Origin of the sequence: Rhodococcus sp. 06-1460-1B, assembly GCF_002258475.1 — a bacterium.
In the GTDB taxonomy this organism is placed as follows: Bacteria; Actinomycetota; Actinomycetes; order Mycobacteriales; family Mycobacteriaceae; genus Rhodococcoides; species Rhodococcoides fascians.
In genome coordinates this window covers 24,923-43,659 of sequence record NZ_NOYS01000035.1, presented here as the reverse complement: position 1 = coordinate 43,659, position 18,737 = coordinate 24,923, and the positions used below count along the sequence as shown (strand labels likewise).

Annotated in this window: 13 protein-coding genes; 11 read left to right on the top strand and 2 right to left on the bottom strand. The window is 65.2% G+C overall.

All coding sequences use genetic code 11. The annotated features are described in order from the left end of the window. Positions 1-60 precede the first annotated feature (60 nt). The 4 genes from CH268_RS21095 (at position 61) to CH268_RS21080 (ending at position 9,780) form a co-directional block, all read left to right on the top strand. Positions 61-1,101: an ATP-binding cassette domain-containing protein gene (locus CH268_RS21095; protein ID WP_094665798.1), complete on the top strand. Its 1,041-nt coding sequence runs from the start codon at positions 61-63 to the stop codon at positions 1,099-1,101. Continuing rightward, on the top strand, positions 1,098-1,868 hold the full coding sequence (locus tag CH268_RS21090; RefSeq protein WP_032365398.1) for an ABC transporter permease: 771 nt from the start codon (positions 1,098-1,100) through the stop codon (positions 1,866-1,868). Before CH268_RS21095 ends, CH268_RS21090 begins: the two co-directional genes overlap by 4 nt. A gap of 251 nt (positions 1,869-2,119) precedes the next feature. After that, positions 2,120-5,857 carry an ABC transporter ATP-binding protein gene (locus CH268_RS21085; RefSeq protein ID WP_094665830.1) on the top strand — a complete coding sequence of 1,246 codons (3,738 nt, stop codon included), beginning with the start codon at positions 2,120-2,122 and terminating at the stop codon, positions 5,855-5,857. Between the two features lie 110 nt (positions 5,858-5,967). Then, complete coding sequence (locus tag CH268_RS21080) at positions 5,968-9,780, top strand: multifunctional oxoglutarate decarboxylase/oxoglutarate dehydrogenase thiamine pyrophosphate-binding subunit/dihydrolipoyllysine-residue succinyltransferase subunit (protein ID WP_094665797.1); 3,813 nt, start codon at positions 5,968-5,970, stop codon at positions 9,778-9,780. A 264-nt stretch (positions 9,781-10,044) separates the two neighbouring features. Here CH268_RS21080 and CH268_RS21075 read toward each other — a convergent pair whose 3' ends face one another. Continuing rightward, positions 10,045-10,692, bottom strand: a complete 648-nt coding sequence (locus CH268_RS21075; protein ID WP_094665796.1) for a TetR/AcrR family transcriptional regulator — start codon at positions 10,690-10,692, stop codon at positions 10,045-10,047. A gap of 69 nt (positions 10,693-10,761) precedes the next feature. On the opposite strand from CH268_RS21075, the gene CH268_RS21070 reads away from it, so the two are divergent. Genes CH268_RS21070 through CH268_RS21060 form a run of 3 tightly spaced genes read left to right on the top strand, consistent with a single transcriptional unit; the run spans position 10,762 to position 14,129 of the window. Further along, positions 10,762-12,330 carry a flavin-containing monooxygenase gene (locus CH268_RS21070; protein WP_032375499.1) on the top strand — a complete coding sequence of 523 codons (1,569 nt, stop codon included), beginning with the start codon at positions 10,762-10,764 and terminating at the stop codon, positions 12,328-12,330. Beyond that, entirely contained in the window at positions 12,327-13,160 is an 834-nt protein-coding gene (locus tag CH268_RS21065) for an SDR family NAD(P)-dependent oxidoreductase (RefSeq protein WP_032365394.1), read from the top strand. The genes CH268_RS21070 and CH268_RS21065 overlap by 4 nt, the downstream gene beginning before the upstream one ends. A gap of 12 nt (positions 13,161-13,172) precedes the next feature. Then, positions 13,173-14,129, top strand: coding sequence for an alpha/beta hydrolase (locus tag CH268_RS21060; protein ID WP_032371669.1), 957 nt, complete (start codon positions 13,173-13,175; stop codon positions 14,127-14,129). Here the strand turns inward: CH268_RS21060 and CH268_RS21055 are convergent. Further along, the gene (locus CH268_RS21055; RefSeq protein WP_094665795.1) at positions 14,085-14,978 is read right to left on the bottom strand and encodes a glycine betaine ABC transporter substrate-binding protein; all 894 of its coding nucleotides are present in this window, start codon (positions 14,976-14,978) and stop codon (positions 14,085-14,087) included. The genes CH268_RS21060 and CH268_RS21055 overlap by 45 nt on opposite strands. A 209-nt stretch (positions 14,979-15,187) precedes the next feature. Here CH268_RS21055 and CH268_RS21050 point away from each other — a divergent pair, with 209 nt between their 5' ends. Genes CH268_RS21050 through CH268_RS21035 form a run of 4 tightly spaced genes read left to right on the top strand, consistent with a single transcriptional unit; the run spans position 15,188 to position 18,664 of the window. After that, on the top strand, positions 15,188-16,162 hold the full coding sequence (locus CH268_RS21050; RefSeq protein WP_094665829.1) for an ABC transporter substrate-binding protein: 975 nt from the start codon (positions 15,188-15,190) through the stop codon (positions 16,160-16,162). After that, positions 16,162-17,313: an ABC transporter ATP-binding protein gene (locus CH268_RS21045; protein ID WP_032365391.1), complete on the top strand. Its 1,152-nt coding sequence runs from the start codon at positions 16,162-16,164 to the stop codon at positions 17,311-17,313. Before CH268_RS21050 ends, CH268_RS21045 begins: the two co-directional genes overlap by 1 nt. Then, complete coding sequence (locus CH268_RS21040; protein ID WP_094665794.1) at positions 17,310-17,975, top strand: ABC transporter permease; 666 nt, start codon at positions 17,310-17,312, stop codon at positions 17,973-17,975. Before CH268_RS21045 ends, CH268_RS21040 begins: the two co-directional genes overlap by 4 nt. Beyond that, a complete protein-coding gene (locus CH268_RS21035) occupies positions 17,972-18,664 on the top strand; it encodes an ABC transporter permease (RefSeq protein ID WP_027498027.1) in 693 nt (230 codons plus the stop codon). Before CH268_RS21040 ends, CH268_RS21035 begins: the two co-directional genes overlap by 4 nt. Positions 18,665-18,737: the final 73 nt, after the last annotated feature.

Sequence of the window (18,737 nt, the reverse complement as noted above, 5' to 3'; positions counted from 1 at the left end):
CGGTTGCCGCCAAGCAACCGGCACACGAGGTGCACCGACGGCCAGGGGGACACCGCACAGATGACCAGCTACTCGGCTCCGGCGCTGGAAGCGCAGGCTCTGACGAAACAATTCGGTACCGTTCGCGCGGTCTCGGACCTTAGCTTCGTCGTTCCACGCGGAACCGTCACCGGCTTTCTCGGGCCGAACGGCTCCGGCAAGTCCACTACACTGCGGATGCTGCTCGGCCTCGTCGCCCCGACCTCGGGCGTCGGCCTCGTCAACGGCGTTCCGTTTCGTACGGCGACCCACCCGGCCCGTACCGTCGGGGCCGTTCTCGACTCGCTGAGTTTGCACCCCAAACGCAGCGCCGAGCACCACCTGAAGATCTACACCGCGGCGATCGGGGTACCCGACAGCCGCGCCCTCGACGTCCTGAACCTCGTCGGTCTGGGCGACGCCGCACACCGCGCAGCAGGCGGGTTCTCTCTCGGCATGCGTCAGCGACTGACCTTGGCAACAGCTCTACTCGGCGATCCCGAGATCCTCGTACTCGACGAACCCGCGAACGGCCTCGATCCCGAGGGGATCGCCTGGCTTCGAGACTTCCTCAAAGCGTTCGCGGCATCGGGGAGAACCGTCCTGGTATCGAGCCACATCCTGCGCGAGATCGAGCAGACCGTCGACACTCTCGTCATCGTCAGCGCCGGCACCCTGATGTACCAGGGATCCATCGCTCAGCTGCGATCCACCCGCCCGAGCCGCGTGCTCGTCGCCGCGTCCGACCCGGCGAAACTGGCTCTGGCTTTGGCGTCCACCGGACTCACCGACACCCAACTGCTGCCCGACGGCCGCATCGGCGTCGCGGGTGCCGACGCCGCCACCGTCACGCGCATCGCGGCCGACGCTGGGGTCACGGTCTTCGGCACCACCAGCGAACACGTCGACCTCGAGCAGGTGTTCCTGTCCATGACCGCCGGGCAGTACACCGCAGCACCCGTCCAACCCACTGCATACGGACCGCCTCCTGGATATGGGCCGCCGCCTGGTTACAACCAGGGGTACTCACCGCCGCCACAGAACTACGGACCACCGCAGAACTGGAACGGGGGTTCGCGATGAACGCGCTGTTGACATCAGAGATCCGCAAGGTCACCACACTGAAGTTCTGGTGGGCGCTGGCGATCGCACCGATCGTTGTCGGCGTGTTCGCGTCCGTCATCACCTCGGTGATCGCGAACCAGCTGGGCGAGTTCGAGGAAGATCTTCAGATCGCCGGCGGTGTCGCCTCCATCGGCCTGTACGTCGCCGCCGGTGCCGCCATCCTGTTCGCCGGCATCTTCGGCGCAGTCAACGCCGGAACCGAGTTTCGACACAAGACCATCACCACCAGCTTCCTGACGGCCCGCGGCAGGGACGGCGTCGTTGCCGCCAAACTCATCGTCACCGCGCTGTTCGGCCTGGGGTACGGCCTCGTCGTGCTCCTGGCGAGCCTGGTGTGTCTGCTGATCTTCAGCCAACGAACAATCGTCCTCGACGGCGCTTTCATCGGCGTCGTCGCGTCGTGCTTGCTCGCCGTGGTGCTGTGGTCGCTCATCGGAGCCGGGCTGGGACTGCTGCTCAAGTCCCCGACCTGGGCCGCCATCGTGCTCGTCGCCTGGCTGCCGTTCGGTGAAGGACTGCTGTCCCTGATTCTGTTCGGAGTCGGTTTCGGACCGGTGGCAACCGCGCTGCCGTCGAACCTGACATTGCCGACGATGGCCGCGACACAATTGGACGATGCGGGCGACCTCGCGTCGTGGCCGTGGGCTCCGCTCGGACTTGCCCTGTGGGCCGTGATCCTCACCGGTGGCGGGTGGTTCCTGGCCCGTACCCGGGACATCGACTGACCACCGCATCGGCGGGGATGTTCGCCCGATCCTGCTGTCGGTAGCCGGGTCTACCGTGTGAATCGATGGCACACAGCGAATACGTGAAGGATCGAGCAGCGTCGGGCAGCAATACGGGCAGTACCCGTCTGCTGGAAACCGACCCCGGCTCGTCCGGCGTACCCACCGACTCCCGGCCGACCACCGCGTCGTCGATCACCGCGTCGTCGATCACACGGCGTGGCTGGATCAGACGTCTGCTCGCGCAGTGCATGTTGCACCGGCGGACGGCACTCGGCGCACTGGGCGTGACGATGATCGCCGCCCTCATCGACATCTCGTTTCCGCTGCTGACGCGCCTCGCGATCGACGACGCCAGCGCAGGCAAGAACGACGTGATCGCCGGAGTCGCGATAGCCATCGCACTGCTGGGTGCTCTCCGGTTCGCCTGCCAATTCGGTCGGCGCATGCTCGCCGGGCGCCTGTCGATCGATGTCCAACACGATCTGCGGATGGACCTGCTGGCGTCGCTGCAGCGACTCGACGGTCGCAAGCAGGACGAAATCCGAACCGGCCAGGTCGTGTCGAGATCGATCACCGACCTGCAGTTGGTGCAGGGTCTGCTCGCCATGGTGCCGCTGTCGGCCGGGGCAATTCTGCAGTTCGTCCTGGCCCTGGTCGTGATGGCCTACCTCTCACCGCTGCTCACCCTTGTCGCGGTCGTCATCGTTCCCGCGGTCAGCGTCGTCGTCTACCGAATGCGACCCACCCTCTTCGCTGCCACCTGGTCAGCACAACAGCGCGCCGCCGATCTGGCCCAGCACGTGGAGGAGACCGTCACCGGAGTCCGGGTGGTCAAGGGCTTCGGGCAGGAAGCGCGTGCGGTGGATCGCATCGAAGCTCTCGGGCGCAGGCTGTTCGCCGAACGCATGCGCTCGGCCCGCATCAATTCACGGTTCGCACCGACCATGGCAACCATTCCTCAGCTCGGACTGGTCGGCGTCATCGCTCTCGGCGGCTGGTTGGCACTGCACGGCCACATCACCATCGGCACCTTCCTCGCCTTCGCCACCTACGTGGCCACGCTGTCCGCCGTCACCCGAACCGTGTCGTCGGTGGTGATCATGGCGCAGCTCTCCCGCGCGGCCGTCGAGCGCGTCTACGAAGTGGTCGACACCGAGCCGACCGCACCGGAACCGGCGCACCCCATCGCACTGCCCGACGGCCCCCTCGGCGTCCACCTCACCGGCGTCACGTTCGGATTCGAGGCAGAGCGCAACGTTCTCAGCGACCTCGACCTGAGCATCGCCCCCGGGGAGACGGTGGCCGTCGTGGGACACGCGGGCTCGGGAAAGACCGCGCTCTCCCTGCTGCTCCCCCGCTTCTATCGCCCTACTCGCGGCCGGATCGCGGTGACCTCCGGGGACACGTCCATCGACATCGACGACCTGGATTCCGCGTCACTGCGCGAAGCGGTGTCGTTGGTCTTCGACGAGCCGTTTCTGTTCTCCGACACCATCGCCGCCAACATCGCGCTCGGCAGGCCCGAGGCAAGCGCGGAGGAGATCGAACACGCGGCTCGGCTGGCTCAGGCCTCGACCTTCATCGACGCTCTGCCCGAGGGCTACGACAGTCTCGTCGGCGAACGCGGCCTCACCCTCTCGGGCGGGCAACGCCAACGCATCGCCCTGGCTCGCGCCCTGTTGGTCGAGCCGCGGATTCTCGTCCTCGACGACGCCACCTCCGCCGTCGACGCCGAGACCGAGGCCGCCATCTTCGACGCACTGCGCGGCGTGCGTACCCGGGCGACCCTCGTCCTCGCACACCGCCGATCGACGCTGACGTTGGCCGACCGAGTAGCCGTCCTCGACGGTGGACACATCATCGACACCGGCACAGTCGACGAACTCGACGAGCGCTGCCCACTGTTCCGCGCTCTCCTCGCGGGCGGAGACGAGAACGAACACAGCGACGCCGCACCGGAACCGCGCACGGAACCGTCGGCGGCGATGCTCTGGCCGGACGATGCTCTGGAAGCCGCATCGAACCCCGGTGGCGCGATGCCGCCCGCAGGTGCCGGAGGCGGAGGCACCCACGGCGCAGCGATGGCCGGCGCATTCGGCTCGTTGGCACCGACGCAGGCCATCTCCGACGCGGTGGCAGCCCTGCCACCGGCAACGGAGGAACCAGGCGGATCGAGACAACAGTTGCGTCGACCCGACCCGGAATTCCGGCTCTCACGACTGCTGAGTCCTGTCCGGCTGCTGCTGGCAGGTGTCGTGGTGCTGCTGGCGCTGGACTCCATCGCCTCGATCGCCTTTCCCTCACTCGTCCGGTACGCGGTGGACAGCGGCGTGGCCCGCGGGGACTCCGACACCCTGTGGATCGCAACGTCGATAGGCGTCGCCCTGGCTGCTGCCAGCTGGTTCGTGGTCTGCGCGACGACCGTGCTCACCGCACGAGCCGGCGAGCGGGTGCTGTTCGGATTGCGAGTACGCAGCTACGCGCACATTCAGAGACTCGGGCTGGACTACTACGAACGCGAGCTGTCCGGGCGCATCATGACGCGAATGACCACCGACGTCGATGCGCTGTCGTCGTTCATCCAGACCGGCGCGTCCACGGCCGTGGTCAGCGTGCTGACCGTCGTCGGCATCGCGATCGCACTGCTCGTCACGGATACGACACTCGGGCTGGTCGCCCTGGCGGTCGTGCCGCCGCTCGCCGTCGCAACCGCCGTCTTCCGACGCATCTCCTCGGCTGCGTACTCGACCTCGCGCGAACGCATCTCCATCGTCAACGCCGATTTCCAGGAGAACGTCACCGGACTGCGCGCAGCGCAGGCATACCGACGTGAGGAGTACGCAGCCTCTCGCTTCGCCGAACGCAGCAACCGCTACCGAGCGAGCCGCATGCGATCGCAGACCGCAATCTCGGTGTTCTTCCCGTTCATCACGCTGCTCTCGGATGCCGCGCTGGCCGTCGTCGTCTTCGTCGGTGCGCATCAGATCGCCACGGGCACCGCCACCGCGGGCACCCTGGTGGCGTTCGTGTTGTACCTCGGACTCCTCTTCGGCCCGATCCAGCAACTCTCGCAAGTATTCGACGGCTACCAGCAGGCCCGCGTCGGCGTCGGCCGAATCGGAGACCTCTTACGCACGACGAGTTCGATCGAAACAGCGACAGCGACCGGGTCCGGTGCAGTCGTCGGCGATCGCCTGCACGCCGACATCGACCTCGTCGACGTCAGCTTTCGGTATGCCGGAGCGCACTCCGACGCGCTCAGTGAGGTATCTCTCAGCATCCCGGCAGGCACCACCGTCGCATTGGTCGGCCGCACCGGGGCAGGCAAATCCACCGTCGTGAAGCTGCTCGCTCGGTTCTACGACCCGACCTCGGGATCGGTACGCGTGGGTGGCCACGACCTCCGCGACTACCGGTTGTCCGACTACCGCCACCGGCTGGGCGTCGTACCGCAGGAAGCCCACCTGTTCACCGGAACCATCGCGTCGAACATCGCGTACGGCAGGCCCGACGCCAGCAGGGCCGACATCGAGAACGCGGCACGCTCGGTCGGGGCCCTCGACACCATCGCTGCACTTCGCGGCGGTATGCAGCAACCTGTCGGAGAACGCGGCCAAGGGTTGTCGGCCGGCCAGCGACAGCTGATCGCACTGGCCCGCGCCGAACTGGTGGATCCCGATCTACTCCTGCTCGACGAAGCGACCGCGACCCTCGATCCGGCCACCGAACGCAAGGTCCTCGAAGCCAGCAACGCCGTTGCGCGGACCCGCACCGCAGTGGTCGTCGCGCACCGATTGGCCACCGCCGCACGAGCGGATTTGATCGTGGTCGTCGACGGTGGTCGTATCGTGGAAGTCGGACGACATTCCGAACTTCGCAAACGGGACGGCTTCTACGCCACATTGTGGGCTGCAGCCGAAACGAACCGGGGGAATAATTCGATAGTCAACGGGGTCATCGACAACGAGGCCGATGGTTACCGGTGAGTACATATCACAGCTACGTCCCGGACGCACGCGATCTCGACCGGAGGTCTAGCCTGGAGTCGTACGCGCGCTGATCGGGAACGAAGACAGAAACGAGGCGAACTACTGCCGTGAGCAGCAGCTCTACTACCCAATTCGGACAAAATCAATGGCTGGTCGACGAGATGTACCAGCGGTTCAAGCAGGACCCGTCCTCCGTCGACGCGAGCTGGCACGAGTTCCTCACCGATTACGACCCCGAAGCCGTGATCGACGAGAACCCCATCTCCAACGGTAAGTCCGGTTCCAACGGCTCGGCCTCGAACGGCAGCTCGGCCAAGTCCGCTCCTCCCGCAGCACCCGCGCCTCCTGCGAAGCCCGCCGCCTCGGCCGCGAAGACCGAAGCCCCGAAGACCGAAGCTCCCAAGAAGACCGAAGCCCCCGCGAAGGCCGCAGCTCCCAAGTCTGCTGAATCCAAGCCTGCTCCGGCGAAGTCGGCCCAGGCCAAGCCGGCCGAGAAGAAGGCAGCCCCGGCCAAGCCCGCCGCTGCCGAATTCGGTGAAGAGTCGAGCAAGATTCTGCGCGGCGCAGCTGCAGCGGTTGCCAAGAACATGTCCGCTTCGCTGCAGATTCCGACAGCTACCAGCGTGCGAGCCATCCCGGCCAAGCTCATGGTCGACAATCGCCTCGTCATCAACAACCACCTCGCGCGTACCCGCGGCGGCAAGATCTCGTTCACGCACCTGCTCGGCTACGCCATCGTGCAGGCCGTCAAGGCGTTCCCGAACATGAACCGCCACTTCGCCGAGGTCGACGGCAAGCCCAATGCCGTCACTCCGGCGTCGATCAACCTCGGTCTGGCGATCGACCTTCCCGGCAAGGACGGCAACCGTTCCCTCGTCGTCGCGGCCATCAAGAACACGCAGGACTTCACGTTCACGCAGTTCTACAACGCGTACGAGGACATCGTCCGGCGTGCCCGCGACGGCAAGCTCACCGGCGAGGACTTCCAGGGCGTCACGATCTCGCTGACCAACCCCGGCGGAATCGGCACCGTCCACTCCGTCCCGCGCCTGATGAACGGCCAGGGTGCCATCATCGGTGCCGGTGCCATGGAGTACCCGGCGGAATTCCAGGGTGCCAGCGACGAGCGTCTCGCCGAGTTCGGCGTCGGCAAGCTCATGACGCTGACCTCGACGTACGACCACCGCATCATTCAGGGTGCGGAGTCGGGCGACTTCCTCAAGACGATCCACAATCTGCTGATCAGCGACGAGTTCTACGACGAGCTGTTCCATTCGCTCAAGATCCCGTACGAGCCGATCCGCTGGCGCAAGGATCTGCCCGAGGGCACCGTCGACAAGAACACCCGCGTGCTCGAGCTCATCGCGGCGTACCGCAACCGCGGTCACCTGATGGCCGACACCGACCCGTTGCAGTTCACCAAGGACAAGTTCCGGATGCATCCGGACCTCGACGTGATCAGCCACGACCTGACGCTGTGGGATCTCGACCGCGAGTTCAAGGTCGGCGGATTCCACGGCAAGGACAAGATGAAGCTGCGCGACGTGCTCAGCGTCCTGCGCGACTCGTACTGCCGCCACGTCGGCGTCGAGTACACCCACATCCTCGAGACCGAGCAGGTCTCGTGGCTGCAGGAACGCGTCGAAGCCAAGCACGTCAAACCGACTGTGGCGCAACAGAAGTACATCCTCAGCAAGCTCAACGCAGCCGAGGCCTTCGAGACGTTCCTGCAGACCAAGTACGTCGGACAGAAGCGCTTCTCGCTCGAAGGTGCCGAGTCGGTCATCCCGATGATGGACTCCGTCATCGACCAGAGCGCCGAGTACGCCCTCGACGAGGTCGTCATCGGCATGCCGCACCGCGGTCGCCTGAACGTGCTGGCCAACATCGTCGGCAAGCCGTACTCGAAGATCTTCACCGAGTTCGAGGGCAACATGAACCCGGCTGCCGCACACGGCTCCGGTGACGTGAAGTACCACCTCGGTGCCGAGGGCACGTACATCCAGATGTTCGGCGACAACGACATCAAGGTCTCGCTCACGGCGAACCCGTCGCACCTCGAAGCCGTCGACCCCGTTCTCGAAGGCCTCGTCCGGGCCAAGCAGGACCTCCTGGACAAGGGCACCGGCCAGGGCGGTTACTCCGTGCTGCCGCTGATGCTGCACGGCGACGCGGCCTTCGCAGGCCAGGGCGTCGTCGCGGAAACGCTGAACCTGTCCGATCTGCGTGGCTACCGCACCGGCGGAACCGTGCACATCGTCGTCAACAACCAGGTCGGCTTCACCACCTCGCCGGAGTTCTCGCGCTCGTCCGAGTACTGCACCGACGTGGCCAAGATGATCGCCGCGCCGATCTTCCACGTCAACGGCGACGACCCCGAGGCATGTGCCTGGGTGGCTCAGCTGGCAGTGGACTTCCGTCAGAAGTTCCACAAGGACGTCGTCATCGACATGATCTGCTACCGCCGTCGCGGACACAACGAGGGCGACGACCCCTCGATGACCCAGCCGGCGATGTACGACGTGATCGACACCAAGCGCAGCGTCCGCAAGAGCTACACCGAATCGCTCATCGGCCGTGGCGACATCTCGCTCAAGGAAGCCGAGGACGCGCTCCGCGACTACCAGGGTCAGCTCGAACGCGTCTTCAACGAGGTACGCGAACTCGAGAAGTACACCCCGGAGCCCAGCGAATCGGTCGAACTCGACCAGCAGTTGCCGACCAAGCTCACCACCGCCGTCGACAAGGCCGTACTGCACCGCATCGGTGATGCGCACCTCGACATTCCCGAGGGATTCAACGTGCACCCCCGCGTCAAGCCGGTGCTCGAGAAGCGTCGGGAAATGGCGTACGAGGGCAAGGTCGACTGGGCCTTCGGCGAACTGCTCGCACTCGGCTCGCTCGTGGACGAGGGACGTAACATTCGTTTCTCGGGCCAGGACACCCGCCGCGGCACGTTCACGCAGCGGCACTCGGTGATCATCGACCGCAAGACCGGTTCCGAGTACACGCCGCTGCAGAACATCGGCAGCGACAATCCCGGCAAGTTCATGGTCTACGACTCCGCACTGAGCGAGTTCGCGGCCGTCGGCTTCGAGTACGGCTACTCCGTGGGCAACCCGGACGCACTGGTGATGTGGGAAGCGCAGTTCGGCGACTTCGTCAACGGTGCCCAGTCCATTATCGACGAGTTCATCTCGTCCGGTGAAGCCAAGTGGGGACAGCTCTCCGACGTCGTGCTGCTGCTCCCGCACGGCCACGAGGGTCAGGGTCCGGACCACACGTCCGGACGCATCGAACGCTTCCTGACGCTGTGCGCCGAAGGATCGATGACCGTCGCACTCCCCTCGACCCCCGCGAACTACTTCCACCTGCTGCGTAGGCATGCGCGTGACGGAATCCGTCGCCCGCTGATCGTCTTCACCCCGAAGTCGATGCTGCGCAACAAGGCAGCAGTGAGCAACATCGAGGACTTCACCGACGGCAAGTTCCACTCGGTGTTCGACGAGCCCACCTACGACACCGGCACCGGCGACCGCAGCAAGGTCAAGCGCGTGCTGATGGTCAGCGGCAAGCTCTACTACGAGCTCCTCGCTCGCAAGCAGAAGGACAACCGCGACGACGTCGCCATCGTCCGAATCGAGCAGCTCTACCCCGTGCCGACGCGTCGAATCCGGGAAGCACTCGAGAGCTACCCGAACGCAACGGAATTCCGCTGGGTTCAGGAAGAGCCTGCGAACCAGGGTGCCTGGCCGTTCTTCGGTCTCGCACTGCCCGAACTCATGCCCGAAAAGCTGGTCGGCATCAAGCGCATCTCCCGTCGCGCCATGTCCGCACCGTCCTCGGGATCGAGCAAGGTGCACGCCGTCGAGCAACTCGAAATCATCGACGAGGCCTTCAACAAGGTCGGCGAAGACTAGATCTCCGACAGCGACAAGCGGCCCACTCCTTCGGGGGGTGGGCCGCTTTCGTCGTTTCTGTGCGCTCCCGGGTTGGGATCAATGTGGGATTCAGTCGGTCAGACTGCAACAAAGCCGCATTCATTCGGCTGTGGCCTCGGCCGCACTTCGGATGAATGCGGGATTCAGTCGGTCAGACTGCAACAAAGGGACATTGATCCCAACTGGGGAGGACCTGCAACCGGGGAGGACGTCGAACCGGGAGGACGCACACTAGGGCGGGGCTCAGGCGTCGGCGTCGGCTCCCAGGAGTGCGGAGATCATGCCCGGGGCCAGGGCCACAGCAGGTAGGGCGTTGACGTTCAGGTCGATCAACTCGTCGCGAGTGATCTGTGGATTTCTGAGCCAGGTGATGGTGGCTTCTTCGACGAAGGCGATCCACCCGCGGACGGCGAGATCGATGGTGGCGGTGACATCGACGTCGAGTTGAGCGAGTTGGACGAGAGTGCGATCGGCCATGGTGGTGCGGGTCTGCTCGAACACCTCGCGCATCTGGGGGTCTCCGCTTGCCGTGCCGCGGAGCAGGGAGATGAAGGTGTCGCGTTTCTCGCTGACGTAGTCGACGTAGTTGGCGATGGAGTCGCGCAGAATCTCGAAGGGTTCGAGGTCGGGGTCGGGTGCGGTCCGTTCGATCATCGACCGCGACGCCTCGCGGACTATTTCGAGGTGAAAGTCCTGCTTGGACGCGAAGTAGTGGAACAGTAGACCTCGGGAGACTCCGGCCTGATCGGCGATGTCCTCGACGGAGATCTGTTCGAGTGGCCGATCGGCGAGCATCTCGGTGCCGAGCTCGATCAGCTGCGCTCGTCGTTGCTGCGGACTGAGTCTGGTCCTTTTCGTCGTCGATACTCCAGCGCGGTTCACATCCGCCATGCAATCATCCTATTGAATAGTAGTCAATAACTATTGACTCACACTCAGTAAGCTTCTAGTCTGCTCTACATGAGTCTTCCCGTAACAGATACTTCGGACCGCGCAACGTCGCCGCGTCACGTCGATACGCTGATCATCGGCAGTGGTTTCGCCGGGCTCGGAGCGGCGATCAAGCTGACCAAGGCAGGCAAGAAGAACTTCGTCGTCGTCGAACGCGGCCACGATGTGGGCGGTACCTGGCGCGACAACACCTACCCCGGTGCAGCCTGCGACGTGCCCTCGCATCTGTACTCGTACTCGTTTGCGCTGAACCCGGAGTGGACTCGTTCGTTCTCCACCCAGCCCGAGATCCAGAAGTACATCGCCGGAGTTGCGCGCAAGTACGGCGTCATGGACAAGCACGTCTTCGGCACGGACGTGACGTCGGCGCGATGGAACGCCTCCACCAGCCGCTGGGACGTCGAGACGACCACCGGCAACTACACCGCCAAGATCGTCGTCTCGGCCGTCGGCGCACTGTGTGAGCCGAACCTGCCCGATATAAAGGGAATTCACGACTTCGAGGGCGACGTCTTCCACTCCGCTCAGTGGAACCACGACGTCTCGCTCGCCGGCAAGCGCGTCGCCGTCATCGGGACCGGCGCATCGGCGATCCAGATCGTTCCCGCCATCGCAGGCCAGGTCGAGCACCTCGACGTCTACCAGCGCACCGCGCCGTGGATCCTCCCTCGCGCCGATCGCCCGTACACCAAGCTCGAGCGCTTCGCCTTCAAGCACGTGCCCGGCTTCCAGCGCCTCGCCCGCGCCGGCATCTACGCGATGCGCGAGACCCAGGTCGTCGGGCTGGCGAAGAACCCCGCGTTCATGAAGCCGCTGCAGTGGGCGTCGGAGAATCATCTGCGTACACAGATCAAGGACAAGGCGCTGCGCGCGAAGGTGACCCCGAACTTCCGCATCGGCTGCAAGCGCATGTTGATCTCCAACGCGTACTACCCGGCTCTCGCGCAGAGCAACGTCGACCTCGTGACCGACGGCATCGCCGAGATCCGCACGGGATCGATCGTCACCAAGGACGGCACCGAGCGCCCGATCGACGCACTCGTCGTCGCCACCGGCTTCCACGTCACCGATTCGCCTGCCTACCAAGCCATCGTCGGCAAGGACGGCCGAACGCTGGCGCAGACGTTCGACGACGGCGGACAGCAGGGCTACAAGGGCGCTGCGGTGGCGAACTTCCCGAACATGTTCTTCCTCGTCGGCCCCAACACCGGCCTCGGGCACACCTCGATGGTCTTCATGATCGAGTCGCAGATCAACTACCTGGTCGACGCCTTGAACACCATCGACAAGCACGACATCGGGACCATCGAAGTGCGCAAGGACGTGCAGGACGAGTACAACGTGACCCTGCAGGACCAGCTCGCCAAGAGCGTCTGGATGAACGGCGGCTGCGCCAGCTGGTATCTGGACAAGCACGGAAACAACACCACCCTGTGGCCCGGGTTCACGTTCGAGTTCCGTCGTCAGACCAAGCATTTCGATCTCGATGCGTACCGTAGCGTCGCAACCGCAGATCTGACCTCCGCGTCGGCGAGCACGGCCGCCGGCAACAACACAGACAAGGTGTCCGCACGATGAGCACATTCACAGGCAAGGTAGCCGTCGTCACCGGCGCGGGTTCGGGAATCGGCCGGGCCCTGGCCCTCGAGCTGGCCGGACGCGGAGCCAAGCTCGCACTGTCCGACGTCGACACCGCCGGACTCGACGAGACGGTGCGCCGCGTCGAAGCACTCGGAGCCGAGGTGAAGTCCGATTTCCTCGACGTCTCGCAGCGCGAGACCGTGCTGGACTATGCCGAGGCCGTCGTCGCGCATTTCGGCAAGGTCAACCAGATCTACAACAACGCGGGCATCGCCTACCACGGTGACGTGGAGAAGTCCTCGTTCAAGGACATCGAGCGCATCGTCGACGTCGATTTCTGGGGTGTCGTCAACGGCACCAAGGCATTTCTGCCGCACATCAAGGCCTCCGGCGACGGCCACATCGTCAACATCTCCAGTCTGTTCGGCCTGTTGGCGATGCCGTCCCAGTCCGCGTACAACGCTGCGAAGTTCGCCGTCCGCGGATTCAGCGAGTCGCTGCGCATGGAGATGTTGATCGCGAAGGCTCCGGTGAAGGTGACCGTGGTGCACCCCGGTGGCATCAAGACTGCCATCGCCCGCAACGCCACCGTCGCCGAGAATTTCGACCAGGCCGACGTGGCGAAGTTCTTCGACAGCAAGTTGGCGAAGACCACCCCGATCGACGCGGCCAAGACCATTCTCAAGGGCGTCGAGAAGGGCCGGGGTCGCGTGCTCATCGGTTCCGACGCCATCGCGCTCGATCTGCTGCAACGCATCACCGGCTCGCGGTACCAGGGCCTGATCGCAGCGGTGTCCAAGCGGGCCATGCCACGGTCGAAGAAGTAGGCGGGTCGCGTCGTGAAAGCCTTCTACGTTCCACTGCCGATCGTTGCGGCGGCGCTCAAGCCCTTCTACCGCCTCGCGCTGAATCCGCGTCTGTCCTTCCGGGCGCAGCGGGCGGTCCTCGAGGCCGCGGCTCCCGTGCAGACGCTCCCACACGGGACCGTCGCGCAGAAGCTGACGCTCGCGGGCAGGCGAGCCGAGCGCATCACCGTCGGAGCCACCGAACGCGACACCGCCATCCTGTACCTCCACGGGGGCGCGTTCACGATCGGTTCGATCAACACCCACCGATCGCTCGCCGCCCATCTGGCCCGAGAGTCGGCCAGCGCCGTGTACGTACTCGACTACCGACTGGCCCCGGAGAACCCGTACCCGGCCGCGCTCGACGACGCCGTGGCGGCGTTCCGAGAACTCGTGCGTTCGCACGGCTTCACCCCGGATCGCATCGCCATCGCCGGCGATTCGGCAGGCGGTGGTCTGACCGTCGCGACGGCGAGGCGGCTGGTGGACGACGGCGCGAGGCCGGCAGCCCTCGGATTGATCTCACCGTGGGTCGATCCGGGCGCACGCGATGCGGTCAAGCCGCGCGACCTGGTGGTCAACACCGGGTGGTCGAACTCCTCGGCCGACGCATATCTCGGGGCGGGCGACCCACTGGATCAAGGCTTCGCGCCGCTCCAGGGCAACCTCGACGAGCTGCCTCCGGTCGTCATGCACGTCGGGACGGACGAGGTGCTCTATCCGCAGATCACCGCATTCGCGGACAAGCTGCGCCTGTCCGGCGTCGAACTCGAGTACATCGAGTACAAGAAGCTCTGGCACGTGGCGCATCTGCAGGCGTCGATCCTGCGGGAAGCAGCCGAAGCCGTCCAGCACATGGGTGCGTACCTGGGCCGCAAGCTCAGAGCAGAGCAGAAGTCCGACGTGTCAGAGGCTGTGCTCGCCGAGCCAGCGGCCGGCGACATCGCCTGACGCAGCACCGCCGCGGACCTCGCCGATCATGTCGGCGAGGTCCGCTGTCGTCAGCTCCCCCGCCACCACCGAGAACGACTTCACCGCACTCTCGTCCAGCACACCGGTGCGGTACAGCGGAACGACGTTCTGCGCTGGATACACGTGATCGTCGTCGGGCAGAGTCGTCAGATCCTTGGCCAGCGGACCGAACGACGCAGTCCGAATCGCGAGAGCATCCACCGCACCGGAATTCAGGTCGTCGACGGCGAACTGCGCATCCGGGTAGACCATGAACTCGGAGAAACGGGCCCTGGTGAAGCTGGGACTGCCCATGCCCTCCGTCCTTACGTCCATCGGATCGACCTCCCCCTCGACCGTTCCGACGGTCACGTCGTCCCGACGCAGAAAATCGGCGACGTTCGGCACCTCGTCCGAGATCGCGTCTGGAGCGATTGCAAGGGCCAATCGATCCTCGGCGGTTGCGTAATCTCCCACCGACAGTCCGGCGGGCAGCGATCGGTTCAGTTCGGTGAACACGTCCTCCGCTTCGGTTGCCCCGGCCAGGGTGTCGAAGGTGCGCAACAGGTCCCCGGTCAGGTCGGGGATCATCGATACCTCGCCGCGGTCCAGCGCCGCGAGGTACGCCGTCCGATCCCCCAGGTTCTCGGCGACGGAGACCTCGGCTCCCGTCGACCGGAGTCCTCCTGCGTAGATCTGTGCGAGCAACCGGGAGAGGTCGGAATTCCCGGCTCCGACGACGACGGGCATGTGCCCGGGTTCGGCCCGGTCGGCCGCACTGCACCCACCGACGGAACCTGCAATAGTGACCGCGAGGGCCGCTGCCAGAATCGACGAACGCACTCTCATTTTCTCCTGTTCACTGCCCGTGGGGTTTACCGATCCCGACCGCGGGGCACAGATGCGAACGAGAGGGTAGTCGAACCAACCTTATGGGCACGGCGACGTCGACTACCATCCCGAGCAGCCCGAGTCCTGGTTCGGCGGTGTCCCCGGTGATCGGGCGGCACCCGTCGGAGTTGGGGCTTCGTCTGTGCCCGAACCGATGGAAGGACACCATGACCACCTCCCGAATCACGCGCGCGTTCTCCGCCCCGAAGGCAGTGGCGGCCGTTGCCGCGCTCGCCCTGTCGGTCACCGCACTGACCGCCTGCGGCGGAAATTCGGATCCGCTCTCGAGCGGAGGCGGCGAGAGCAACGACGACACGAACTCGATCATCGTCGGCTCGGCCAACTTCCCGGAGTCCGAGACCGTCGCGAACATCTACGCAGAAGCATTGCGCGCCAACGGTTTCGAGGTGAGCACCAAGCTCAACATCGGTAGCCGCGAGGCGTACATTCCCGCCGTCCGCGACGGCTCGATCGACCTGATTCCCGACTACACGGGCAACCTGCTCCAGTACTTGGACGAATCTGCCACGGCCACCTCGTCCGAGGACGTGCTGGCGGCACTGCCCGCCGCACTCGGCGACGACCTCTCGGTGACGGCCCAGGCACCCGGCGAGGACAAGGATGCCGTCGTCGTCACCCGCGCGACCGCAACCGAGCGCAATCTCAAGACCGTCGGCGATCTCGCACCGTTCTCCTCGGAGGTGACGTTCGCGGGCACGCCGGAATTCCAGGAGCGCGTCGGCGGACTGCCGGGCCTGAAAGCGAAGTACGGCCTGGACATCTCCCCCGGTAACTACGTGCCCATCTCCGACGGCGGCGGACCGGCCACGGTCGAGGCACTCGTGTCGGGCCAGGTCGTCGCGGCGGACATCTTCACCACCTCGCCTGCCATCGCGCAGAACGATCTCGTGGTTCTCGAAGACCCGGAGAACAATTTCGCCGCTCAGAACGTCATCCCGGTGCTGCGGGCGTCCAAGCAGTCCGACAAGCTCACTCAGGTTCTCGACGCCGTCTCGGCGCAGATCACCACCGAAGAGCTCATTGCACTGAACACGTCGGTGTCCGGCGACCAGAAGGTCGAACCGGCTGCGGCGGCAACGGCGTGGGTCAAGGACAAGGGTCTGGACCAGCCGGTCAGCTGATGATCACCTTCGAGAACATCACCAAGACGTACCCGGACGGCACCACGGCAGTCGACTCGTTGGACCTGGTGATCCAGCCACACTCGTTCACCGTGTTCGTGGGGCCGTCCGGCTGCGGCAAGACGACGTCGATGCGGATGATCAACCGGATGATCGCGCCCACCTCGGGCGTCATCACGGTCGACGGCCGCAACATCGCCGACACCGACGCGGTGAAGCTGCGCAGGGGAATCGGCTACGTCATCCAGAGTGCCGGGCTGCTGCCCCACCGTTCCGTCGTCGACAATGTTGCGACGGTTCCGGTGTTGAACGGTCAGTCCCGGCGCGCGGCCCGCAAGGCGGCGCTCGAGGTACTGGAACGAGTGGGCCTGGATCCGGCTCTCGCGTCCCGCTACCCGGCACAGCTGTCCGGCGGGCAGCAACAGCGCGTCGGGGTGGCCCGCGCGCTCGCCGCGGACCCACCGATTCTGTTGATGGACGAACCCTTCAGCGCCGTCGATCCGGTGGTGCGTGAGGATCTGCAGACCGAGATGCTCAGGCTGCAGGCCGATCTGAAGAAGACGATCGTGTTCGTCACGCACGACATCGACGAGGCCGTGCGGCTGGGCGACCACATCGCAGTCTTCGGACCGCAGGGTCGTCTGCAGCAATACGACAAGCCCGAGACCGTGCTCGCGGCACCGGCGACGTCGTTCGTGGCGTCGTTCGTCGGCCGCGACCGCGGCTACCGAGGCCTGTCTTTCCGCTCCGCGCAGTCGGTGACGATGCATCCGATCCATACCGCGACCGAGGACGAGATGAGCACCCTGCGACTCGACCAAGGGCAGTGGGTTCTGGTCGTGGACTCCCAGCGTCGTCCCCTCGGCTGGATCGACGCCACCGGCGTCGAGAAGGTACGCGGCGGCGGCAGCCTGGACGAGAGCACCGCGGCCGGTGGGTCGCTGTTCCTCGAGGGCGGCGATCTACGGCAGGCGCTCGACTCGGCGATCTCGTCTCCGTCGGGAATCGGCGTCGCCGTCGATTCGACCGGTGCCGCCGTGGGCAGCGTCGACGGTGCGGAGATTCTCGAAAACCTGGCCGTACAGCGCAAGTCGGAGGACGAGGAGCGCAATCGCCACCACTTCGGCGCGACCGGGAACGACGCACAGTGACCTGGCTGTTCGACAACTTCGGCGTCGTACTCGGGTACACGAAGACACATCTGTATCTTTCGCTCGTGCCCCTGCTCATCGGACTGCTCATCGCCGTTCCGGTCGGCACCCTGATTCGCAACACGCGGTGGGTCCGCCGAATCACGTTGACGGTGGCCAGCATTGCGTTCACGTTGCCGTCACTGGCACTGTTCGTCACCATTCCTGCGGTCGTGGGACTGCCTGTGCTCGATCCGCTGAACGTGGTGATCGCACTGACGGTGTACTCCACGGCTCTGCTCGTTCGCGCGGTTCCGGAGGCACTCGATTCGGTTCCGTTCGCCGTCGTCGATTCGGCTCAGGCCATGGGCTTTTCGTCGTTACGCCGGGCGGTGACCGTCGAGCTACCGCTGTCCTTGCCGGTGCTCATCGCCAATATTCGAGTTGTCACGGTCACCAACATCTCGTTGGTCTCGGTGGGTTCGGTGATCGGTATCGGTGGTCTCGGCCAGCTGTTCACCCAGGGCTACCAACGTGACTATCCCGATCAGATCTTCGCCGGCATCATCTCGATCGTGTTCTTGGCGTTGATCTTCGACGCCGCCCTGTATCTGGTGGGCCGTCGACTCACGCCGTGGACCCGGCAGGGCACGAGCCCGTCGACGAGGAAGGCGCGCGCATGAATCTGTTCTCCGAAGCGTTCTCGTACATCCTCGACGGCGCGAATTGGGCCGGGCCGACGGGAATCGGCGCTCGATTGCTCGAGCACATGTGGTATTCATTGTTGGCCGTTGTGCTTTCGGCCGCTGTCGCGATTCCCATCGGACTGATCATCGGTCACCTGCGCCGCGGCGAAGCAGTGGTCGTCGGACTGGTCAACGCTCTGCGCTCACTGCCGACTCTGGGTGTGTTGGTGTTCCTGGTCCTGGTGATCGGATTGGGTCTGATCCCGCCGATCATCGCGCTGGTCCTGCTCGGGATACCGCCGCTGCTGGCGGGCACCTACTCGGGAATAGCCAACGTCGACGCTCACGTGGTCGACGCCGCCCGTGCAATGGGGATGACCGAATCACAGGTGCTGCTGCGGGTAGAGATCCCCAATGCACTCCCACTGATCCTCGGCGGACTACGGAACACCACCCTGCAGATCATCGCGACCGCGACCGTTGCGGCGTACGTCAACCTGGGCGGGCTGGGTCGCTACATCTTCGACGGTCTCGCGCTCTACGACTACGGCCGGGTTCTGGTGGGGGCGATCCTCGTCGCGCTGCTCACACTCGTCGTCGACGGCCTTCTCGCCCTTGCGGTGTGGACGTCGGTGCCGGGAACCGGTCGCCTCCGGCGGATGCCGACCGGACTGGCAAAAGTCTGACGGGCGACTCACACGAACGAAAAGCACCCCGAACCACCGGCCCGGGTAGGGCGGGGTTCGGGGTGCTTTTTTC